General features: G+C 68.8%; 18 protein-coding genes. 7 read left to right on the top strand and 11 right to left on the bottom strand.

Annotated features, from left to right (window positions below):
* Nucleotide 1: 1 nt before the first annotated feature.
* The 7 genes from HFP48_RS25235 to HFP48_RS25205 all read right to left on the bottom strand — a co-directional run bounded on the left by HFP48_RS25235 (nucleotide 2) and on the right by HFP48_RS25205 (nucleotide 8,244).
* Nucleotides 2–1,348: an aromatic acid/H+ symport family MFS transporter gene (locus tag HFP48_RS25235; RefSeq protein ID WP_006946218.1), complete on the bottom strand. Its 1,347-nt coding sequence runs from the start codon at nucleotides 1,346–1,348 to the stop codon at nucleotides 2–4.
* A 108-nt stretch (nucleotides 1,349–1,456) separates the two neighbouring features.
* Nucleotides 1,457–2,266 carry a 1,6-dihydroxycyclohexa-2,4-diene-1-carboxylate dehydrogenase gene (locus HFP48_RS25230; RefSeq protein ID WP_006946217.1) on the bottom strand — a complete coding sequence of 270 codons (810 nt, stop codon included), beginning with the start codon at nucleotides 2,264–2,266 and terminating at the stop codon, nucleotides 1,457–1,459.
* Nucleotides 2,263–3,873: a benzoate 1,2-dioxygenase electron transfer component BenC gene (gene benC / locus HFP48_RS25225; RefSeq protein WP_006946215.1), complete on the bottom strand. Its 1,611-nt coding sequence runs from the start codon at nucleotides 3,871–3,873 to the stop codon at nucleotides 2,263–2,265. Before benC ends, HFP48_RS25230 begins: the two co-directional genes overlap by 4 nt.
* Before the next feature lie 33 nt (nucleotides 3,874–3,906).
* Entirely contained in the window at nucleotides 3,907–4,410 is a 504-nt protein-coding gene (gene benB, locus HFP48_RS25220) for a benzoate 1,2-dioxygenase small subunit (protein ID WP_043801243.1), read from the bottom strand.
* A 13-nt stretch (nucleotides 4,411–4,423) separates the two neighbouring features.
* Nucleotides 4,424–5,815, bottom strand: a complete 1,392-nt coding sequence (gene benA, locus HFP48_RS25215) for a benzoate 1,2-dioxygenase large subunit (protein WP_168580244.1) — start codon at nucleotides 5,813–5,815, stop codon at nucleotides 4,424–4,426.
* Nucleotides 5,816–6,024: 209 nt separating this feature from the next.
* On the bottom strand, nucleotides 6,025–7,029 hold the full coding sequence (locus HFP48_RS25210; RefSeq protein ID WP_006946208.1) for a 2Fe-2S iron-sulfur cluster-binding protein: 1,005 nt from the start codon (nucleotides 7,027–7,029) through the stop codon (nucleotides 6,025–6,027).
* Between the two features lie 3 nt (nucleotides 7,030–7,032).
* Complete coding sequence (locus tag HFP48_RS25205) at nucleotides 7,033–8,244, bottom strand: cytochrome P450 (RefSeq protein ID WP_168580243.1); 1,212 nt, start codon at nucleotides 8,242–8,244, stop codon at nucleotides 7,033–7,035.
* 139 nt (nucleotides 8,245–8,383) lie between these two features.
* On the opposite strand from HFP48_RS25205, the gene HFP48_RS25200 reads away from it, so the two are divergent.
* Nucleotides 8,384–9,349, top strand: a complete 966-nt coding sequence (locus HFP48_RS25200; protein ID WP_037201213.1) for an AraC family transcriptional regulator — start codon at nucleotides 8,384–8,386, stop codon at nucleotides 9,347–9,349.
* Between the two features lie 75 nt (nucleotides 9,350–9,424).
* On the opposite strand, the gene HFP48_RS25195 is transcribed toward HFP48_RS25200, so the two are convergent.
* The 3 genes from HFP48_RS25195 to HFP48_RS25185 form a co-directional block, all read right to left on the bottom strand.
* On the bottom strand, nucleotides 9,425–9,916 hold the full coding sequence (locus HFP48_RS25195; RefSeq protein ID WP_072636498.1) for a hypothetical protein: 492 nt from the start codon (nucleotides 9,914–9,916) through the stop codon (nucleotides 9,425–9,427).
* Between the two features lie 72 nt (nucleotides 9,917–9,988).
* Entirely contained in the window at nucleotides 9,989–11,608 is a 1,620-nt protein-coding gene (locus HFP48_RS25190; RefSeq protein ID WP_168580242.1) for a 4-hydroxyphenylacetate 3-hydroxylase N-terminal domain-containing protein, read from the bottom strand.
* 50 nt (nucleotides 11,609–11,658) lie between these two features.
* Nucleotides 11,659–12,222: a flavin reductase family protein gene (locus tag HFP48_RS25185; RefSeq protein ID WP_043802490.1), complete on the bottom strand. Its 564-nt coding sequence runs from the start codon at nucleotides 12,220–12,222 to the stop codon at nucleotides 11,659–11,661.
* A gap of 243 nt (nucleotides 12,223–12,465) precedes the next feature.
* Here HFP48_RS25185 and HFP48_RS25180 point away from each other — a divergent pair, with 243 nt between their 5' ends.
* Nucleotides 12,466–13,395, top strand: coding sequence for an AraC family transcriptional regulator (locus HFP48_RS25180; RefSeq protein WP_043802485.1), 930 nt, complete (start codon nucleotides 12,466–12,468; stop codon nucleotides 13,393–13,395).
* A 6-nt stretch (nucleotides 13,396–13,401) separates the two neighbouring features.
* Here HFP48_RS25180 and HFP48_RS25175 read toward each other — a convergent pair whose 3' ends face one another.
* The gene (locus tag HFP48_RS25175) at nucleotides 13,402–14,172 is read right to left on the bottom strand and encodes an IclR family transcriptional regulator C-terminal domain-containing protein (RefSeq protein WP_050036050.1); all 771 of its coding nucleotides are present in this window, start codon (nucleotides 14,170–14,172) and stop codon (nucleotides 13,402–13,404) included.
* Nucleotides 14,173–14,368: 196 nt separating this feature from the next.
* On the opposite strand from HFP48_RS25175, the gene catA reads away from it, so the two are divergent.
* The 5 genes from catA (at nucleotide 14,369) to HFP48_RS25150 (ending at nucleotide 19,045) form a co-directional block, all read left to right on the top strand.
* Entirely contained in the window at nucleotides 14,369–15,220 is an 852-nt protein-coding gene (gene catA / locus HFP48_RS25170; RefSeq protein WP_168580241.1) for a catechol 1,2-dioxygenase, read from the top strand.
* A gap of 129 nt (nucleotides 15,221–15,349) precedes the next feature.
* Nucleotides 15,350–16,477, top strand: a complete 1,128-nt coding sequence (locus HFP48_RS25165) for a muconate/chloromuconate family cycloisomerase (protein ID WP_168580240.1) — start codon at nucleotides 15,350–15,352, stop codon at nucleotides 16,475–16,477.
* Nucleotides 16,478–16,546: 69 nt separating this feature from the next.
* Nucleotides 16,547–16,831, top strand: coding sequence for a muconolactone Delta-isomerase (gene catC, locus HFP48_RS25160; RefSeq protein ID WP_029546509.1), 285 nt, complete (start codon nucleotides 16,547–16,549; stop codon nucleotides 16,829–16,831).
* 27 nt (nucleotides 16,832–16,858) lie between these two features.
* Complete coding sequence (locus HFP48_RS25155; RefSeq protein ID WP_168580239.1) at nucleotides 16,859–17,992, top strand: nucleotide pyrophosphatase/phosphodiesterase family protein; 1,134 nt, start codon at nucleotides 16,859–16,861, stop codon at nucleotides 17,990–17,992.
* Between the two features lie 75 nt (nucleotides 17,993–18,067).
* Nucleotides 18,068–19,045: an alpha/beta hydrolase gene (locus HFP48_RS25150; protein WP_029546507.1), complete on the top strand. Its 978-nt coding sequence runs from the start codon at nucleotides 18,068–18,070 to the stop codon at nucleotides 19,043–19,045.
* The last annotated feature ends 44 nt before the right edge of the window (nucleotides 19,046–19,089 follow it).

The following is a 19,089-nucleotide window of genomic DNA, read 5'->3' as shown; positions in this document are numbered from 1 at the left end:
GTCACACTTCCACGGTAGTGGGGCTCGCGGCCGCAGCTTCGGGGGTTCGGGCAACGTACTGCGCACCCCGTCGGATGGGAACGAACACCGTGACCAGGGCGCCGGCCACGGCGATGCCCGCGAAGATGTAGAAGCTCACGTCGTTGCTCAGCCCGGCACCGATGAGCAGGCCGCCGATGATGGGGCCGAAGATGCCGCCGAGCCGGCCGAATCCGGCGCACCAGGCGACACCGGCACCGCGCGCTGCCGTCTCGTAGTAGTTGGAGACGAACCCGTAGATGAGCACCTGGGTGCCGATCGTGCCGACCCCGGCGATCGCCACCGCGGTCAGCAGGACGGGCAGCGGGAACCCGAAGGTGAGGAGGATCAGTGCCAGGCCGGCGAGGCCGAACGTGGTGGCGATGACCGGCTGGGGGCCGCGGCCGTCGGCGATCCGGGAGGCCAGGAGGCCGCCGATGATCGCACCGCCGTTGAGCACCAACAGGAATGCGAGCGAGCCCTTCGCGTTGTAGCCGGCGTCGGCCATGATCTTCGGCAGCCACGTGTTCAGGCCGTAGGTCAGCAGGAGCCCGGCGAAGCTCATCAGGCCGAGCAGGGTGGTGCCCCACGCGTAGCGGCGGGTGGCCAGTGCGGCGAATCCGACCTTCTCGGCCGGGGCCGGGGCGATCGTGGGCAGGGGGAGACCGAACTTGTCACAGACCGCGGCCGCCTCGTCCGTCCGCCCGCGCGCCTGCAGCCACATCGGGGATTCGGGGAGCTTCACCAGGGCCAGGGGCAGCAGGATCACCAGCGGCAGCGCGCCGATCCAGAACAGTCCGCGCCAGCCGATGGTGTCGCGCAGCACGATGGCCAGCAGAGAGGCGAGGACGCCGCCGGCGGGGACGCCGCTGTAGACGATCGCGTTGAACAGGTTCCGTTTCCCGGGCGGAGCGAACTCGGCCACCACGGCACCCGCGGTGGCGACGAGACCACCGACGCCGATGCCGGTGAAGAAGCGCAGGATGCCGAAGGAGGTGATGCTGGTGGCCATCGCCGCGGCGCCCATGCCGACGGAGAACCAGACGATGTTGATCAGCATCATCTTCCGGCGCCCGAGCCGGTCGCCGAACGCGCCGGTGAACAGGGCGCCGACCATGACGCCGATGAGGGCGTACGAGCCCAGCGCGCCGCCCTGCTGCGCGGAGATCGCTCCGATCTGGCTGGGGTCGGCCATCAGTGTGGGCAGGATCGTCCCGTAGACGACGAGGTCGTAGCCGTCGAAGATGATCGCGAGCGTGGCGAGGGCGACGACCCAGATGACGGTGCGGCGGTGCCGGGGACTTGCCCAGGCTGTTGTGTTGTCGGCCATGTCGGCTCCGGTCTGTGAGTGCGGTCACAAATGAAACGGGGCAGAAAGAGGGCCTCACCGGCAGGGGATCCCTGGCCTGTCGGTGAGGCCTGTGGCGGTGCTGGGGTGTTACCCCAGGTCGCCGCCGGCGACGGGAAGAACCGTGCCGGTGATGTAGGAGGCCTCCTCCGAGGCCAGGAAGGTGATCGCGGCGGCCTGCTCGTCGAGCGTGCCGTACCGCTTGAGCAGCGAGGAGTCGACGGTCTGGTCCACGATCTGCTGGTACCAGCCCTTCTCCTGCTCGCTCTGCGCGGCGGGGCCGCGCGCTACCCGGCGGGCGGGGGCGTCGGTGCCGCCGGGGGCGGTGGCGACGACCCGGATCCCGTACGGGGCGGCCTCGAGGGCGAGCGCGGCGGTGATCGCGTTGACCCCGCCCTTGGCGGCGGCGTAGGGGACGCGGTTGACACCGCGCGTCGCCACGGAGGACACGTTGACGATCGTGCCCGAGCGTTGCTCGATCAGGTACGGCAGCACCGCGCGGCATGTCCACAGCGTCGGGAACAGCGACCGCTGCACCTCCGCCTGGATCTGCTCGGGGGTGTAGTGCTCGTACGGCTTCGCCCAGATCGTCCCGCCGACGTTGTTGACGAGCACGTCGATGCGGCCGTGCTGCTGCCGGGCCTCGTCGATCGCGGACTGCGCTCCCGCGAAAGTCTCGAGGTCGGCGGTGACGGAGTGCGCCTGGAAACCCTTCTCGCGCAACTCCTTCGCCACCTCGTGCACGAGCTCGGAGCGGTCGACGAGGATCACGGATCCGCCCTCGGCTGCGATGCGGGACGCGACCACGAGGCCGATACCCTGCGCGGCGCCGGTGACGGTGACAACCCTGCCGTCGAAGCGGCCCGGGTACACGGTGCCGACCGGAAGAAGGGCACTCACGCGAGTTCCACCTTCGCGGACTCCTCGATGGCGCGGCGCATCGTCGCCTTGGCGTGCTCGGCATGGCTGACGATGAGGTCGCGGGCCGCCGCGCGATCCTTGCGTTCGAACGCCCGCACGATCTGCAGGTGGTCGTGCGGAATCTGCTCGTCCACCCACTGCGCGGTGCGCAGCACCTTGCGCATCAGCTGGGTCACCTCGAGCCGGTTGTACGCCTCGAGCAGCACGGGATTGCCGCAGCAGCGGAACAGGAACTCGTGGAAGGCGGCGTTGGTGTCGGTGAACGCGCCCGCGTCGGTGAAGCGGTCGTGGTCGATCGACGCGGTCGACGCCTCGGCGAGAATCCGGAATTCCACGAGCTGCGCGTCGGTGAGCCGGCCGATGGTCAGCTCCAGCGCACCGAGTTCGAGCGCCATGCGCGCGTCGAACTGGGCGTCGGATTCGGTGACGGGCGGGTGCTCCTCGCCGATCTCGTAGTTGCCCACCGGCACCTGCTCGGCGGCGCCGAGGGACACCGGCAGGCCGGTCTCCTCGGCTGCCCTGGTGGCGGCTTCGAGTTCCCGCTCGGTGGGCCGGGGCGCCGGTTCGGCGGCGCCGGGGGTCGCGGAGTTGTTGAACTTCTCGAAGTAGAAGTTCGTCACCGAGATGCCCTCGTCCGACAGGTGCGTGCGCACCGCCTCGACCATCGGCGGCGGCCCGCACAGGTAGACGTCGACGTCGCCGTCGTTGAGGTGCTTCGGCTCGAACAGGCCGGTGACGTACCCCTTGTTGGGGGCGGTCGACTCCGGATCGGAAACGCAGTAGTCGAACGTGAAGTTCGGCAGCGACCGCGTGTAGGCCTCGAGCTTGTCCAGCTCGACCAGGTCCTGGTCGAAGCTGACGCCGTAGACCAGGTGCACCGGCAGGTCGCTGCCCTCCTCCTGCATCTTCGACAGGATGGCGAGCAGGGGCGCGAGGCCGGTACCGCCGGCGAGCAGGAGGGCGGGGCGCTTACGCTCACGCAGGAAGAAGCTGCCGAACGGGCCGGTGAACTGCAGGGTGTCTCCCACCTGGGCGCGATCACTCAGGTACTCGGACATCAGGCCGCCCTCGGTGATCTTCACCAGGAAGGACAACTGCGGGTCGTTCGGTCCCGTGCTGAACGAGTACGACCGGGTCTGTTCCGTTCCGGGCACGGTGATGTTCACGTACTGGCCCGGCAGGAACACCAGGTCGTCCCGATTGGGGATCTCGACGGTGAAGCCCACGGTGCTGGGAGAGAACCGCTGCAGGTCCGTGATCGTCGCCGTGTACGTCGCGGCCGCGGTCTTCGCGACGTCCGAGGTCGTCGCGATCTGCAGCACGAGATCGGATTCCGGGACCATCTGGCACGGCAGGCAGAATCCCTGCTCGGCCTCGTCGTCGGTCAGCGCCTCCTCGATGTAGTCGCCGCCATCGTAGTTGCCGGACTCGCACAGTGCCTTGCAGGTACCGCACGCGCCGTCGCGGCAGTCGAGAGGAATGTTGATCCGCGCCTTGTACGACGCGTCGGCGACCGTCTCGTTCGGTCCGCACTTGATGAAGCGGGTCACCCCGTCCTCGAAGCTCAATGCCACCTGAAAGCTCACGGCATGTGCCTCCTTTCGTGAATCGGGGGTGGATCAGACGACGTAGACGTCCACGATGTGGTGGATGTAGTCGTTCTTGAGCACGATCTTCTTCTTCTTGATCACCGGGTGCGGGCCCGAGACGTCGAGGGTCACGAAGTTCGTGCCGAAGTAGGTGTCGGTGGTGTTGTACCGGTAGTACAGCGAGAACCAGTTGTGGCGCAGGTCGATCTCGGTGCCGCGGCGCTCGAGGATCTCGACGTTGGTGATGTTGTGGCCGGTGCGCGGTTCGGGCAGCGACGTCGCGGAGGAGCGGTCGGTGCGGATGCGGAACACCCGGTCCTCGAGGCCACCGCGGTTGGGGTAGTAGATGAGCGAGATCTCGCGCTGCGGGTCCTCGGTGAGCGCACCGTTGTCGTCCCATGCCGGCATCCAGTACTCGGCCTGCGGGTGGTAGCACTCGAGCCACTTCTCGAACTCGCGGTCGTCGAGGAGACGGGCCTCGCGGTAGAGGAACTGCTCGATGTCGGTCTGCGTCAATTCCGTTGCGGCGGTCATGTCCTGGTCTTCCTCAGCGCTCGTTCGTGGTGGTGGGCTCGGCGACGGCGTTCTCGGCGGTTTCCGCCGCGACGGCCTTGCGCATGCTCTCGAGCCAGAAACCGTGCTGGATCGGGTACAGGCCCTCGTCCTCGGTCTTCACGCCGCTCGACAGCACGTTCTTCATGCCGAGGTCCAGCGCGACCTGGTCCGGTCCGTTGAGCTGGTGGGTGGCGCCGCGGCTGAGGTCGTTCCACGGGGCGGCCGACGCGAGATAGGTCTTCTGGCAGGACCGGAACTCCTCGAGGTCGTCCGGGGTGGCCATTCCGGTGGCGTTGAAGAAGTCCTCGTACTGGCGGATGCGGTTGGCGCGGGATTCGGCGCTCTCACCCTTGGGGGCGATGCAGTAGATGGTGACTTCGGTCTTGTCCACGGAGATCGGCCGGAAATGCCGGATCTGCGAGGAGAACTGGTCCATCAGGTACACGTTCGGGTAGAGGCAGAGGTTGCGGGACGCGCCGACCATGAACTCGGCCTTCTTCTCGCCGAATTCTGCGGCGAGCTCGTCCTTGCGGGGGAAGAGCGGGCGGTCCTGCGGGTTGCCCCACCACATCCACAGCAGCAGGTGGCCGTTCTCGAACGAGTGGTAGCCGCCGCCCTGCTTGCCCCAGGTGCCGGCGTCCATCGCCTTGGTCTCGTTGGTCGACTCGCCGGCGGTGCGGCGCGCGGTGGTGGCCGCGTAGTTCCAGTGCGTCGCCGACACGTGGTAGCCGTCGGCGCCGTTCTCCGCCTGCAGCTTCCAGTTGCCGTCGTAGGTGTAGGTGGACGAACCGCGCAGCACCTCGAGACCCTCGGGGGACTGGTCCACGATCATGTCGATGATCTTGGTGGCGTCGCCGAGGTGCTCTTCGAGGGGCTTGACGTCCTCGTTCAGGCTGCCGAACAGGAAGCCGCGGTAGCTCTCGAACCGGGCGACCTTGGTCAGGTCGTGGCTGCCGTCCTTGTTGAACCCCTCCGGGTAGCCGGCGTCGCGCGGGTCCTTGACCTTGAGCAGCTTGCCGTTGTTGCGGAACGTCCAGCCGTGGAACGGGCAGGTGAACGTGGTGCGGTTGTCGGTCTTGCGCCGGCACAGCATCGCGCCCCTGTGGCTGCACGCGTTGATCAGGCAGTGCAGCTCGCCCTCCTTGTCGCGGCTGATCACGACGGGCTGGCGACCGATGTAGGTGGTGAAGTAGTCCCCGTTGTTCGGAACCTGGCTCTCGTGCGCGAGGTAGACCCAGTTGCCTTCGAAGATGTGCTTCATCTCCAGCTCGAAGACCTCCTCGTCGGTGAAGATGTTGCGGCGCACTTGGTATCGGCCGCTGGCCGCGTCTTCGACGAGAGCGCCGTCGAGGGCGGCGCGCACATGGTCCAGGGTCTCGGTCATGGGGATCCTCCAGAAAGGGTGTCGGGTCGGCCCCGGCGGAGAATGGGGCTGTTTCCGCGTTATCTCCACCATGCCACCATGTGGCCACAGTCACACCAGGCAAATGCCTAGGCCTACCTAGGACCCTCGGCAGGAGGGTAGGAAGTCCCCAAACGCCCGGTGCGTCCTTTGGGCTGCTGGAACAGCCCAAAGGACGCACCGGGGGTGGGTCACGTCGCCGAGGTGAACTTCTCCCGCCGGATCCGGCGCGGCGACATCCGGCGCCGCTTGCACGCCTTGACGGCGCTGTCGACGAAGGCCTCGGAGCCGCAGATGTAGCCCGTGTACTCCTTCGCCGACGCCACGTCCTCGACGAAGGCGTCGGGGGCGTAGCCCTCGCGGTCGCCGCCGGACTCACGGCTCAGGCACGCGACGAACCGGAAGCCGGGATGCTGCGCCTCCAGCTCGCGGAAGAAGCCGGAGTCGTAGAGGTCCTCGGCGGTGCGCACCCCGTGGTAGAGGACGATCTCGCGCCGCGGATCCAGCGACAGCGCCTGCCGGACGATGCTCTTCATCGGGGCCAGTCCGGTCCCGCCCGCGAGCAGCACCATGGGGCCGGTGGACTCCGCGTCGAACGTGAAGTCCCCGAGCGGTCCGGTGACGTCGACACGGTCGCCGACCGCGACGGTGCCGAACGCCCACCGGTCGCTCGCGACCCCACCCGGCCGGCGACGGACATGCAGCTCGAGCAGCTTCGCCTCACCCGGGGTGTTCGCCAGCGAGTACTGCCGCCGGACGCCGGTGCCCGGGACAGTCAGTTCGACGTACTGCCCGGCGGAGAATTCGAGCGGCGTGTCCAGGGTGAGCAGCATCCGCCGCGTGTCGTGGGCGATGTCGCGGACCTCGGTGACGGTGCCGACGAGGTCGCGCAGCGCGTGGGTGGCGTCCCGGTCCCGGCCGTCGTCGGTGCGTGGCCGCTCGACGACGGTGTCGCCGCACGGCGTGGCCTGGCACGCGAGGGCGAAGCCCGCGTCGCGTTCCGTCGCGGGCAGCGTCGCCTCGGGGGACGTGCGGTGGTCGACGGCGCCCGAGCGGACCCGGATCTTGCAGGTGCCGCACGTGCCCTGGTTGCACGAATTGGGCATCCACACCCCGCTGCGCAGCAGTGCGTCGAGCACGGTCTGCTCGGGTGCGCACGCGACGGTGGTGTCGCCGACGGTGACGGTGGCGCTCATGTCCTAGACCTCCCAGGTGACGTGCAGGGCGGTGGGTCCGCGGAAGCCCCAGCCCCAGAACTCGACCTCGGCGTTCGTGTCCCGCTCGAGGTTGGGGATGGTGTCGAGCAGTTCCTCGAGGCCGATGCGGCACACGTGGTTCGCGAAGTAGATGCCGGCGCACGCGTGGTTGCCGGCGCCGAACGCCAGGTGCGGCAGCGGCGGGCGGGTCATGTCGTATTCGGTGGGGGCGTCGTACTTGCCGGTGTCGTGATTGGCCGAGCCGTACGACAGGATCACCACGGTGCCTGCCGCGATGTCGACCCCGGACACCGTGGTGTCCCGCCTCGCGATGCGGGCGGTCGCCGACCAGATCGGCGACGTCCACCGCATGCCCTCGGCGATCGCGCGCGGAATCAGACCCGGCTCGTCGACGACGGCTTCGAACTGTTCGGGCCGGCTCAACAGCCCCGCCAGCGTCGAGGACATGGCGTGCCCCGGCTCCTGCATGGCCCCGAGCAGGAACACGTACAGCGTGGGATAGATGTACTCGCGGTCGCGGGTCTGTCCCTCGGGCATGCCGTCGTGCAGCCAGTGCGACATCGCACTGTCGTCCGGGTGTTCGATCCAGTGGTCGATCAGGGGATCGACGATCGAGCGGATCTCCGCCTTCGCGGCGTCGCCGGCCGCGAACCGCTCCTGGTCGGTGAATTCACCGTGGTCGTCGACCTCGGCGTTGGTGAAGGAGTCGGACAGCTTGTGGAACCACTCGCGCAGCGTGTCGGAGCCGACGTCCTTCAGCCCGAGCAGGTCTCCGAGCGCGCGGACGCTGACCGGTTCGCAGTACCGGGCGACGAGATCGGCGCGGCCGTCGTTCTCGAAACCCTCGAGGTAACGGCGGGCGATGGGCCGGACCAGGTCCTCGATCCAGCGGTCGACCTCGCTCGGCTGCAGCGCGGGTTCGACCATGGAGCGCAGATCCTGGTGGATGTCGCCGTTGACACCGATGATCGCGGGATGTCCGAACGTGCGCCCGCCGGCCGGGGTGATGATGGCCTCGAAGTCGTCGCTCGTCGCGATGGCGTGGCACGCCTCGGCGGTCGAGGCGACGAACGCGCCGAGGACGGGGACGAAGGCGACCGGTGCCTCGGCCCGCAGCCGCTCGTAGACCGGGTACGGGTTGCGCTCGAGTTCGGTCATGGTGATCTCGTCGATCCAGGAGAGGGTGCTCGTCATCGGTATTGCTCCTCGATGTGTCTTCGGCGGGTAGACCCCTCGAGCGGGGCCGTTCGTCGGGTGAGGCAGAACATATGACGGCAGTCACACGATCGCCGAGACGATCCGCGCGGCCCCTGGACACATCGCGCGACTTTCTGTGACCGGCGTCTCCGCTACGTACGCTCGTGGTGTGAGTGCGACCGAGATCGGAGACTGGGATGCCGCATCCCGGGCGGTGGCGGACGCGTACTTTCCCCATGAGCTGACCGATTTGTCGGGCACCGACCGGCCGAAGCTGTCGCTGACGACGGTCGATCTCGGCGGGGTGACCCTCGGCCGCCTGCACTGGGGTGCCGACATCGCCATCGCGTGCGACTATCCGGGCGCCTACGAGGTGAACATCCCGGTCACCGGCCGGCTCGAGTCCCGTGGCAGCCACGGCGAGACCGTTTCGGTGCCCGGTCAGGCCACCGTCTTCCGGGCCGACACTCCGAGTGTGATCACCCATTGGGGCGCAACGTGTTCCGTGCTCGGGGTGAAGTTCGACCGGGAGCATCTCGAGCGGGAGGCCGACCGGATCCTCGGTTCGCCGGTGCGATCGAAGCTCGAGCTGCCCGACCAGCTCGACCTGACCGGTCCGGCGAGCGAGTGGCACGGGCTCGTCCGGGCCCTGTCCGAACAGCTCGACGGTGCCCTCGAGGTGGTGCGCAATCCGGTGGTCGGGGCGCAGCTCGCCGGTGCCGTGACCGCGGCGTTCGTCCTGGCCGTCGCCCCGCAGGACGGGCCGGCCGGACCCCCGCGGCCGGGCATGATCCGTCGCGTCCTCGACGCCCTGCACGACGATCCCGGCCGGGCGTGGACCTCGGCCGACATGGCCGAACTGGCCGGCACCAGCGTCCGCCGCCTGCAGGAGGCGTTCGCCCACTTCGTCGGCCGCAGCCCGTCGGCGTGCCTGCTCGACATCCGGCTCGACCGCGCCCACGCCGACCTCGTCGCCGGAGCGGGCGCGGTCACCGTCGCCGACGTGGCCTACCGGTGGGGTTTCAGCCACCCCGGCCGGTTCGCCGCGGCGTTCAAGCGGCGCTACGGGACGACGCCCGCGGAGGTCCTGCGCGGCCGCTGACGCACACAGAAGTCCCGGACGTCGACAACCGTCGAGACGCTTGTCGATGTCCGGGACCTGTGTCGTTGCGTGGGCCTACCCGACCCAGAACTGCGGGGTGGGCCGGTCGAACGACAGCTCCGGGAAGTCGTCGTCGCAGATCGGGACCCGGGCTCGGCGCTCGACGTAGTCGTGGCCGTAGGCGCGCATGTGCTCGATGCACGCGACGGTGTATCCGACGGGATCGGGGTGGACGGCGGTGGCCGGCCGGAAGAGGTTGGGAAAACCCTTCGCCGTCAACGTGTTCGCCGTGCACCGCGCACCGTCGCGGCCGCACAGCGGGAGGGTGCCGTCCCCGTCGACGAGGAACTTGGCCCGCGCGACGACGGTCGAGCCGTCGAGGATGTCCCAGCGGTGGTCGACGTCGTCGTAGCGGGCGGAGGTCGCGCCGGCCGTGTCGTGGACGGCCAATCGCAGTTCGTCGCGCAGGCGGCCGGCCGCCCGCAGGGCGGCGAAGGAGCGCCCGAGGACCACGGCGTCGAACTCCGGGACGGGGGCATGGGCGACGGACTTCGAGGCGGTGGTCATCTCGGGCGCTCCTTCGCGGGTGGAACGCCGCGCGCGGGCGGCAGGGGATCGCCCGCGCGCGGCAGCTGGGGGTTACTTGCGGTAGTAGGCGCTGACGTCGTCGTTGCCGATGAGGTCGGGCACGGTCCAGCCGTCGAGGTCGTACTCGCTCATGAACTGCTCGGCCAGGCCCTTCATGCCGGAGACGATGCCGCGGTTCTCGGCGGCGAAGAGCAGTTCGGCCTTGACGTTCTCGTGGTTGCCGGAGTAGTTGCGCTCGTAGAGTTCGTGGCGGCCGCCGAACTCGGAGCCGATCGAGTCCCACAGGGCCTTCATGACCTTGACCCGGTCCACGGCGGTGATGCCGTCGGAGCCGCGGACGTACTTGTCCAGGTAGGGGCGCACCTCGGGGCTCTTGAAGTCCGCCGCCGACGAGGGCAGGTAGATCAGGCCGGACGCGACGTCCTGCTCGATGATCTCCTTGATGCGCGGGTAGCCGGAGATCATGAACATCCGGTAGGTCAGGCCGTACTCGAGCTTGGGGATGACGGTGTCGCCGATCCACGGCTCGGGGTCGCGGGCCATCGACTCGGTGAGCGACCAGAACAGGTTGCGCCAGCCGATGACCTCCCCGACGCGGGTCTGCACGCCGCGGAAACCGCCGGCGCCGGTGGCGTCGAGGGCCTTGAGCAGCAGGCCCGCGATGAAGTCGAGCTTGACGGCGAGGCGGGTGCAGCCCTGGAAGGTGAACCGCGGCAGGAATCCGGACTGCGGGAAGAACGCGTTGATCTTCTCCACATCGCCGTACATGAACACGTTCTCCCACGGCACGAGCACCTTGTCGAAGATGAAGATCGCGTCGTTCTCGTCCATGCGCGAGGACAGCGGGTAGTCGAACGGCGAGCCGACCACGGCGGCGTTCTGGCTGTAGGAGGCCCGCGAGATCAGCTTGATGCCGGGCGCGTCCATCGGCACCGTGCAGATCAGGGCGAATTCCTTCTTCTTGATCGGCAGGCCGTAGTGGGCGATGAAGTTGTAGTTGGTGATCGCCGAGCCGGTGGCGACGACCTTGGCGCCGGAGACGATCAGGCCCGCGTCGGTCTCCTTCTCGACCTTCATGAACACGTCGCCGACCTGGTCCGGGGGCAGTTGCCGGTCCACCGGGGGGTTGATGATGGCGTGGTTCCAGTACAGGACCTTCTCCTGCGATTCGCGGTACCAGCGCTTGGCGTTGTCCTGGAACGGGGCGTAGAGCTCGCTGTTGGCGTTGAGGGTGCCGAGGAAGGAGGCCTTGTAGTCGGGGGACCGGCCCATCCAGCCGTAGGTCATCCGCGCCCAGGTGGCGATGGCGTCGCGTTCGGCGAGCAGGTCGTCGGCGGAGGTGGGGGTGCGGAAGAACGGCATGGTCACCCCGCCGTTGCCGGTGTCGGTGGGACAGGTGAGGGTGTCGACGTGCTCGCCGGTGTGCAGCGCGTCGTAGAGGCGCGCCGTCATGCGGATGGAGTTGCGGAACGCCGGATGGTTGGTGAAGTCCTTGACGCGCTCGCCGTGCAGCCAGATCTCGCGGCCGTCCTTGATCGATTCGATGTACTCGTCCCCGGTCATCGGCCGCGTGGCGAAGTTCTGCTGCCGGTTCGCCGGGGAATCGGCGGCGACGTTCACCGTGGAGCGGTCGATCGTGTTCTCGCCGGGACGGGACTCGAGAGTGGTCATGGATATCTCCTTGCGGGTGAAGGGAACTGGTAAGTGGTTCCGGGCGGTGGTCAGTTCACCGCGGCATCGAGGTGGAGCGGGGTGAACCGGGTCCGGGCGTCGAACCAGCCGCTGTGCGGATCGTCCATCGAGCCGTTCCATGCGGCGGAGGCGCTCGGTGCGCCGAGTTCGTGGAAGGTGCTCCGGTAGAACAGCAGCGGGGCGGTGTCGCGGCACTGGGCATCGACGATCTCGCCGATGTAGATCACGTGGTCGCCGCCGTCGTACTCGCGCCACGGGACGCAGGACAGGGTCGCCGCGGCCCCGGCGAGCACCGGCGCCGTGGGTCCGTCCTCGAACACCGGGCCGGGGGTCTGCGGCCGGCCGGCGAAGTGCAGGGCGGTGTCGACCTGGTCCGCGGCGAGGATGTTCACCGCGAACGGTGCGCCGGAGAGGAAGCCGCACGCCTTCGACGTGCGGGTCAGGGTGACCTGGCACAGCCGGGGCTCGAGGGAGACGGCGGTGAACGCGGTGACCGTCGCGCCGTGGGGTGTGCCCTCGTGGTTGGCGCAGGTGATCACGGTGACGCCACTTGCGAACTGTCCGAAGATGTTCCGGAGCCGACGCTGTTCCATTTCGGCGCTCCTCCCGGGTGGATCCGTGCTGGTGTGATGTAGACCATAGGAGCGGATGGGTGCCGGCTGCGATCCGCTGAACGCGGTCGCTATCCGGTTAGCGCGGTCGGCGTGACGGATGGCCTCGTTTGCCCGGAGACGTGTTGCCCATCACACTGGGCAGTGGGTCTCGGGTATACCGGGACGAAGGTCCCGAATGGCGAACGGCGCCGAAGGTCCCGGGGACGGAAACGGAGGTACGGGGTGAGGTCGACGCCTGATCCGGCCGATTGGGACGAAGCCGAGCATGTGGTGTCCGACGCATACTTCCCGCACACCCTGGCACCGTTGGCCGCCGGTACGGAACCGCACGTCGATGTCCGCGCGCTGCAGCTCGGTCCGCTGCGGCTGGCGCGAATCGGATGGGGCGCCGAGGTCACGGTGCAGTCGGATCATCCGGGTGCCTACGCGGTCAACATCCCCCTGTCCGGGCGCATCGAATCGGTGACGGCGGGCCGCGAGGTGGTCTCGGTGCAGGGACAGGCGTCGGTGTTCCGGCCGGACACCGCCGCCACCATCACCCGCTGGACCGACGACTGCGAGATCGTCGGCGTCAAGCTCGACCGCGACTACCTGGACCGTGAGCTGGCGCGGATCCTGGGACGTCCCGACCTGCAGTTGCCGGAGCAGGTGGACCTGACCGGGGAGGCCGGTCAGAGCTGGATGACCCTGCTGCGGTCGGTGGTCGACCAGCTGCGCGCGGACGAGGAGCTGTGGCGCAACCCATTGGTCGCCGAGCAGCTCTCCGGCGCCCTGACCTCGGCGTTCGTGCTCGCGGTGATGCCCGACGGCGGGACCGGCACCGCGGCGCGACCGCGGATCGTCAAGCGGGTCCTCGACCGCATCCACGAGGATCCGGCCCAGCCGTGGACGTCGGCGGACATGGCCGAGCTGGCGGGCGTGAGCGTGCGCCGCCTCCAGGAGGGATTCCGCGAGTACCTGGGGGTCTGTCCCCGCGACTACCTGCTCGACCTGCGCCTCGAGCGGATCCACGAGGAGCTCGCGGCCGGCGACCCGGCGGCGACGTCGGTCACGGAGGTGGCCATGCGCTGGGGGATGACGCACACCGGCCGCTTCGCCGCCGCCTACCGCCGCAAGTACGGCGTGACCCCGTCCGCGACCCTGCGCGGCTGACGAGACCTACCCGCGGTACCCGAGGTCGGCGCTGAGGTCGTTCGCGGACTTCACCAGGCAGTCCACGGCGAGCGCGCGGAATTCCTCGGGCGTGTGCCGGGCCGTCGACGTCGAGCAGGCGAGCACACCGACCACGGTGCCGGCGGCGTCGCGCACCGGCGCCGCCGCCGAGATGAGGCCCTCCTCGAGCTCGGCGGAGGTGAGCGCGTAGCCCTGGGCGCGCACCCGGGCCAGCTCTGCCCGCAGTTCGTCCGCGTTGCCGACGGTCGCGGTGGCGAGCTTCTCGAAACTCGTGTCGGCGACGACCTGCTCGACGGTGTCGGTGGGGGCCCACGCCAGCAGCGCCCGGCCCATCGACGTCGCGTATGCGGGGACCCGGGTGCCCACCGAGACGTTGATGCTCATGATGCGCCGCACCGGGACCCGGGCGGCGTACACCACCTCGGCGCCGTCGAGAACGCCGAGGGAGGCGGATTCGCCGGTGTACTCGGAGATCTCGACCAGCCGCGGCATGGCGGCCTCGACCAGGGCGTGCGAGGCGGAGTAGTGCTGACCGATGCTGAGCACGCGCGGGGTCAGCGACCATCGGCTGCCCGTGTTGCTCACGTAGCCGAGCTTCTGCAGGGTCAGCAGGATGCGGCGGACCGCGGGCCGGGACAGGTCGGTCTTCGCTGCCAGTTCGGCGAGGGACGGGTTGGGGTGCTGTTCGTCGAACGCGAGCAGCACGGCAAAGCCGCGCTCGATGCTTTGGACGAAATCCCGGTCCTGGCTAGGCATTGCTGGCTCCTACCTGCGGTTTCGGCGCCCGGGGCCACCCGGGTGTTGACAATCACCTGTGACTGGACGCACAGTGTGTGTACGCACTGCGATACGGAAGTACGCACAGCGTACAACCCGAGTGGCGAGAGCGCCAGCCCCGCGATCACCACGACAGCTTTCGTGACCATCGTTCGAGCCTCGCCGAGGAGGACACATGACCACCACCGAGAATCCCACCGCCCACGCGTCCGGCAATGCGGCCACCGACAAGTTCAAGAACGAGCGCGTCTCGTCGGACACGTCGGTCGAGCGTGCCGCCGCCATCTACAAGGATGTGCTCGGGGCGTTCGCCGAGATCATCCACAAGCACGAGGTCACCTACGACGAGTACCGCGTGCTCAAGCAGTGGATGATCGACGTGGGCGAGTACGGCGAGTGGCCGCTGTGGCTGGACGTCTTCGTCGAGCACGAGATCGAAGAGGTGCACTACAACCGCAAGCACTTCACCGGCACCAAGGGCAGCATCGAGGGCCCGTACTACGTGGCCGACTCCCCGAAGCTGCCGGCCAAGTGCACCATGCCGATGCGTGCGCAGGACAAGGCGGCCGAGTCCCTGATCTTCAAGGGCCGGGTCACCGACCTCGAGGGCAACGGACTGCAGGGCGCCACCATCGAGTTGTGGCACGCCGACGCGGAGGGCCTCTACTCGCAGTTCGCCCCCGGCATCCCCGAGTGGAACCTGCGCGGCACCGTCGAGTGCGACGACGAGGGCAACTTCGAGATCACGACCCTCAAGCCCGCCCCCTACAAGATCCCCGCCGACGGCCCGACCGGCTGGTTCATCGAGTCCTACGGTGGACACCCGTGGCGCCCCGCCCACCTGCACCTGATGGTGAAGGCCCCCGGCAAGCGCTCGATCACCACCCAGCTGTACTTCCAGGGTGGCGAGTGGGTCGAGGACGACGTCGCGACCGCGACCAAGCCCGAGCTCATCCTCGACCCGCAGCCGAACGCCGAGGGCGTCGACGAGGTGACCTACAACTTCGTGCTCGACCCCGAGGCCTGATCGTCTCCATGGACCGGGTCCACGTGAGTTGACGAATGCCGGTGTCCACCAAGAGGACACCGGCATTCGTCGTCCCCGAGGGTCCACTGTTGCCCGCATCACCGCCGATATCCGATTGTGAGCTGTTCGATGTCCGACCCCGACCTGAAGATCGTCTCGATCGACACGACGATCATCGACGTGCCGCTGGTACGTCCGCACAAGTTCGCCACCACCACCGCCGAGAAGCAGCCCATCCTGCTCGTGGCGATCACCACCGCGGGCGGCGTCACCGGTTACGGCGAGGGCGTCGTGCCCGGCGGTCCGTGGTGGGGTGGTGAATCCGTCGAGACGATGAAGGCGATCGTCGACGGCTACATCGCCCCCTACATCGCCGGCCGCGGCGTCGACGAGATCAGCGGCATCATGGTCGACATCGAACGCGTCGTCTCCGGCGTCCGGTTCGCCAAGGCCGCCGTCGACGTCGCCCTGCACGACGCCTGGGCCCGCGCCCTCGGCGTCGGCGTGCACGCCCTGCTCGGCGGCGCCTTCCGCACCGGGGTCGACGTGCGCTGGGCGCTCGGCGCCGCGCCGGTCGAGGAGATCCTCGAGGAGGTCGAGGAGAAGATGGCGGCACGCCTGAACTTCGCGTTCAAGCTCAAGATGGGCGCGCTCGACCCGAAGGTCGACACCGAACGTGTCGTCACGATCGCGCAGGCCCTCGAGGGCAAGGCCGGCGTCAGCATCGACGTCAACGCCCGCTGGGACCGGTTCACCGCGCTGCGGTACGTCCCGCAACTCGTCGACGGCGGCGTCGAACTCATCGAACAGCCGACCCCCGGCGAGCAGCGCGAGGTCCTCGCCGAGATCAACCATCTGGTGTCCGCCCCGGTCATGGCCGACGAGTCCGTGCAGACGCCGCACGACGCGCTCGAGATCGCCAAGCTCGGCGCCGCCGACGTCATCGCCCTCAAGACCACCAAGTGCGGTGGGTTGCAACGCAGCAAGGAGGTCGTGGCCGTCGCCAAGGCGGCCGGAATCCGCTGCCACGGCGCCACCTCGATCGAGGGGCCCATCGGCACTGCGGCGTCCATCCACTTCGCCTGCGCCGAGCCCGGGATCAACTACGGCACCGAGCTGTTCGGGCCGCAGCTGTTCGCCGTCGAGCTGCTGCAGACCCCGCTCGACTACTCCGACGGGCAGGTGCACCTCCCGCAGGGGCCCGGCCTCGGCGTCGAACTCGACATGGACGTCGTCAAGCACCTCGCCCGCGACTGACCACACCCGTGCGCGGTTTCGGTAGAAACAGCTACCGAAACCGCGCACGGCCCGAAAGGAGTACGCACCATGGCACTGTTCCACGTTCGCATGGACGTCGACATCCCCCGCGACCTCGATCCCGAGGTGCGGGCCGAGACCGTCGCGCGGGAGAAGGCCTACAGCCAGGAACTGCAGCGCGAGGGCAAGTGGCGGGAGATCTGGCGCATCGTCGGCAAGTACAGCAACATCAGCATCTTCGACGTCGACTCCGCCGACGAACTCCACGAGATCCTGTGGAACCTGCCGCTGTTCCCGTACATGAACATCGAGATCATGCCGCTGACCAAGCACGGATCCGACATCAAGGACTAGTGGCCGCCGGCAGGCCATACTCGGGTAATGGACCTGCCGCTGCACGACGTCTACGCCGAACCGACCCTCGCGGACCTGATGCCGTCCGTGCTCGCGTCCGCGGGGGTGCCCGGCGAGGCCAACCGTCTCGCGCTCGACGAGCAGTCCCGCACCGTCGTGTTGCTCGTCGACGGCATGGGGTGGAACCTGCTGCGGCGCAATGCCGCAGCCGCCCCGTTTCTCACCGGACTCGACGGCCGGCCGATCCGCGCCGGATTCCCCACCACCACCGCGGTGAGCATCGCGTCGCTGGGCACCGGCCTGGCCTCCGGCGCCCACGCCATCACCGGTTACCAGTCCTACGTCGAGGAGATCGACGCCCCGTTCAACTGGCTGCGCTGGACCCTCGCCGGGACCGCGGTCGACCAGCGTGAGCGGCTCGTCCCCGAATGGGTGCAGCCCCACCCGACGGCGTTCGAACGCGCCGACGCCGCCGGGCTCACCGTGACCACCGTCGTGCCCCGCAGCTTCGACGGCAGCGGGCTCACCCGGGCCGTGCTGCGCGGCGGCAACTTCGTCGGTGTCTCCGCCTACGGCGACCTGCTCGCCCACGTCGTCGCTGCCGTCGCCGCCGGCGACCGCACCCTCGTCTACTGCTACCTCGGCGAGGTCGACACGATCGGCCACCTCTACGGACCCGAGTCCCCGTCCTGGACCGCGCAGCTCACCGTCGTCGACCGGTTCATCGAGCAACTCGTCGCGGCCCTGCCCGCCGGGGCGCGGCTGCTGATCACCGCCGACCACGGCATGGTCGACGCCTCCCGGGGCCGTCGCGCCGACTTCGACCACATCTCCGGCCTCTCGGAGGACGTCGACGCGATCGCGGGCGAACCCCGTTGCCGGCACGTGCACACCCGCCGGCCCGACGCAGTGCTGGAGCGGTGGCGCAACGAACTCGGCGACGACATGTGGATCGGCACCCGCGACGACGTGATCGCCGGCGGCCTGTTCGGCCCGGACCCGTCGCCCGCCGCGTGCCGACGCATCGGTGACGTCGTCGCGATCGGCCTCGGCGAGTCCACGGTGATCCGCTCCGACGGCGAATTGGTCATGTCGCAGCTGCCCGGCCAGCACGGTGCGCTGACCGAGGAGGAGCTGCTGGTGCCGTTGCTGCAGGTCTGAGGGCTGAGGGTTCGGAAGATACGTGTGACGGAGAGTACCTCGACCGGGTACCGGCCTCGTCCTATCGTGGCGTACATGCGCACCCACGGATCGACGATCTGGCACTGGACGGTGAGCCTGCGGGCGATCCTCGTCTTCTGGTTCGTGCGGATCTTCGTGAAGCCGCTCTTCACCTGGTGGCCTGCCACCGACCGGGGTATCGAGACCCTCAGCCGGCTCGACCGTCGCGTCGACAAGTTGCTGCCCCGACCGCGTGGCGTCGACATCGACCCCCTGACCCTCGGCGGGGTGCCCAGCGAGCGCATCGAACCGCCGCGACCCGCCCGGGACTCGCTCGCCGGGGTCACCATCCTGTACTTCCACGGCGGCGCCTTCGTGTTCTGCGGCCTCGCCACCCACCGCACCGTCTGCTCACTGCTCGCCGCCGAGTCGGGGGTTCCGGTGTACTCCGTCGCCTACCGGCAGCTTCCCGTGGGCTCGATCGGTACCTCCGTCATCGACGCGATGGCTGCGTACACCGCGCTGCTCGAGACGGTCGAGGACCCCACCCGCATCGTCGTCGCCGGTGACTCGGCCGGCGGCTACCTGGCGATGAAGGTCGCCGAGATCGCCGCGCTGCGCGGCATGATCCGGCCGGCCGCGGTGATCGGTTACTCGCCGCTGCTCAACCTCGAACTCGAGGAGCACGACCCCGACTTCATGAAGCGGGACGCGTACCTGCCGATGCGGCAGGTCGAGAAGCTACGCGACCGCTGGCTCGCCGGTCCCGACTACATCGAGGGCGAGGAGTCGCCCGTCCGTGCCGATCCGGCGCTGTTCCCGCCCGTGTTCTTCTCCGTCGCCGAGTACGAGATCACCCGACCCGACGTCGAGATCATGACCGGCGCCTTCGACGAGGTGGGCGCGACGGTCGAGACCCACCTGTGGGCCGGTCAGGTGCACGCCTTCCCGGTGATAGGGCAGGTGCTGCCCGAGGCCCGCACGCTGCTGCACTACAGCATCGACTTCGTGCGGCGCACCGTCGTCGCGCAGGAGCGTCGCCACACGGCATGACCCCGCCGTGGCGGCCCGATGTCACATCCATTCGATCTGAGTGA

It is taken from the genome of Rhodococcus sp. DMU1 (assembly GCF_012272955.1).
GTDB classification, from domain to species: Bacteria; Actinomycetota; Actinomycetes; order Mycobacteriales; family Mycobacteriaceae; genus Rhodococcus; species Rhodococcus aetherivorans.
Note: the sequence above shows the minus strand (reverse complement) of the source record. Positions and strands in the feature narration are given on the sequence as shown.

Coding starts and splice junctions, on each gene's coding strand:
- HFP48_RS25235 (WP_006946218.1), bottom strand. CDS start 1,348: ATGGCCGACAACACAACAGCCTGGGCAAGTCCCCGGCACCGCCGCACC.
- benB (WP_043801243.1), bottom strand. CDS start 4,410: ATGACCGCCGCAACGGAATTGACGCAGACCGACATCGAGCAGTTCCTC.
- benA (WP_168580244.1), bottom strand. CDS start 5,815: ATGACCGAGACCCTGGACCATGTGCGCGCCGCCCTCGACGGCGCTCTC.
- HFP48_RS25210 (WP_006946208.1), bottom strand. CDS start 7,029: ATGAGCGCCACCGTCACCGTCGGCGACACCACCGTCGCGTGCGCACCC.
- HFP48_RS25205 (WP_168580243.1), bottom strand. CDS start 8,244: ATGACGAGCACCCTCTCCTGGATCGACGAGATCACCATGACCGAACTC.
- HFP48_RS25195 (WP_072636498.1), bottom strand. CDS start 9,916: ATGACCACCGCCTCGAAGTCCGTCGCCCATGCCCCCGTCCCGGAGTTC.
- HFP48_RS25190 (WP_168580242.1), bottom strand. CDS start 11,608: ATGACCACTCTCGAGTCCCGTCCCGGCGAGAACACGATCGACCGCTCC.
- HFP48_RS25185 (WP_043802490.1), bottom strand. CDS start 12,222: ATGGAACAGCGTCGGCTCCGGAACATCTTCGGACAGTTCGCAAGTGGC.
- HFP48_RS25175 (WP_050036050.1), bottom strand. CDS start 14,172: ATGCCTAGCCAGGACCGGGATTTCGTCCAAAGCATCGAGCGCGGCTTT.
- catA (WP_168580241.1), top strand. CDS start 14,369: ATGACCACCACCGAGAATCCCACCGCCCACGCGTCCGGCAATGCGGCC.
- HFP48_RS25165 (WP_168580240.1), top strand. CDS start 15,350: ATGTCCGACCCCGACCTGAAGATCGTCTCGATCGACACGACGATCATC.
- catC (WP_029546509.1), top strand. CDS start 16,547: ATGGCACTGTTCCACGTTCGCATGGACGTCGACATCCCCCGCGACCTC.
- HFP48_RS25155 (WP_168580239.1), top strand. CDS start 16,859: ATGGACCTGCCGCTGCACGACGTCTACGCCGAACCGACCCTCGCGGAC.
- HFP48_RS25150 (WP_029546507.1), top strand. CDS start 18,068: ATGCGCACCCACGGATCGACGATCTGGCACTGGACGGTGAGCCTGCGG.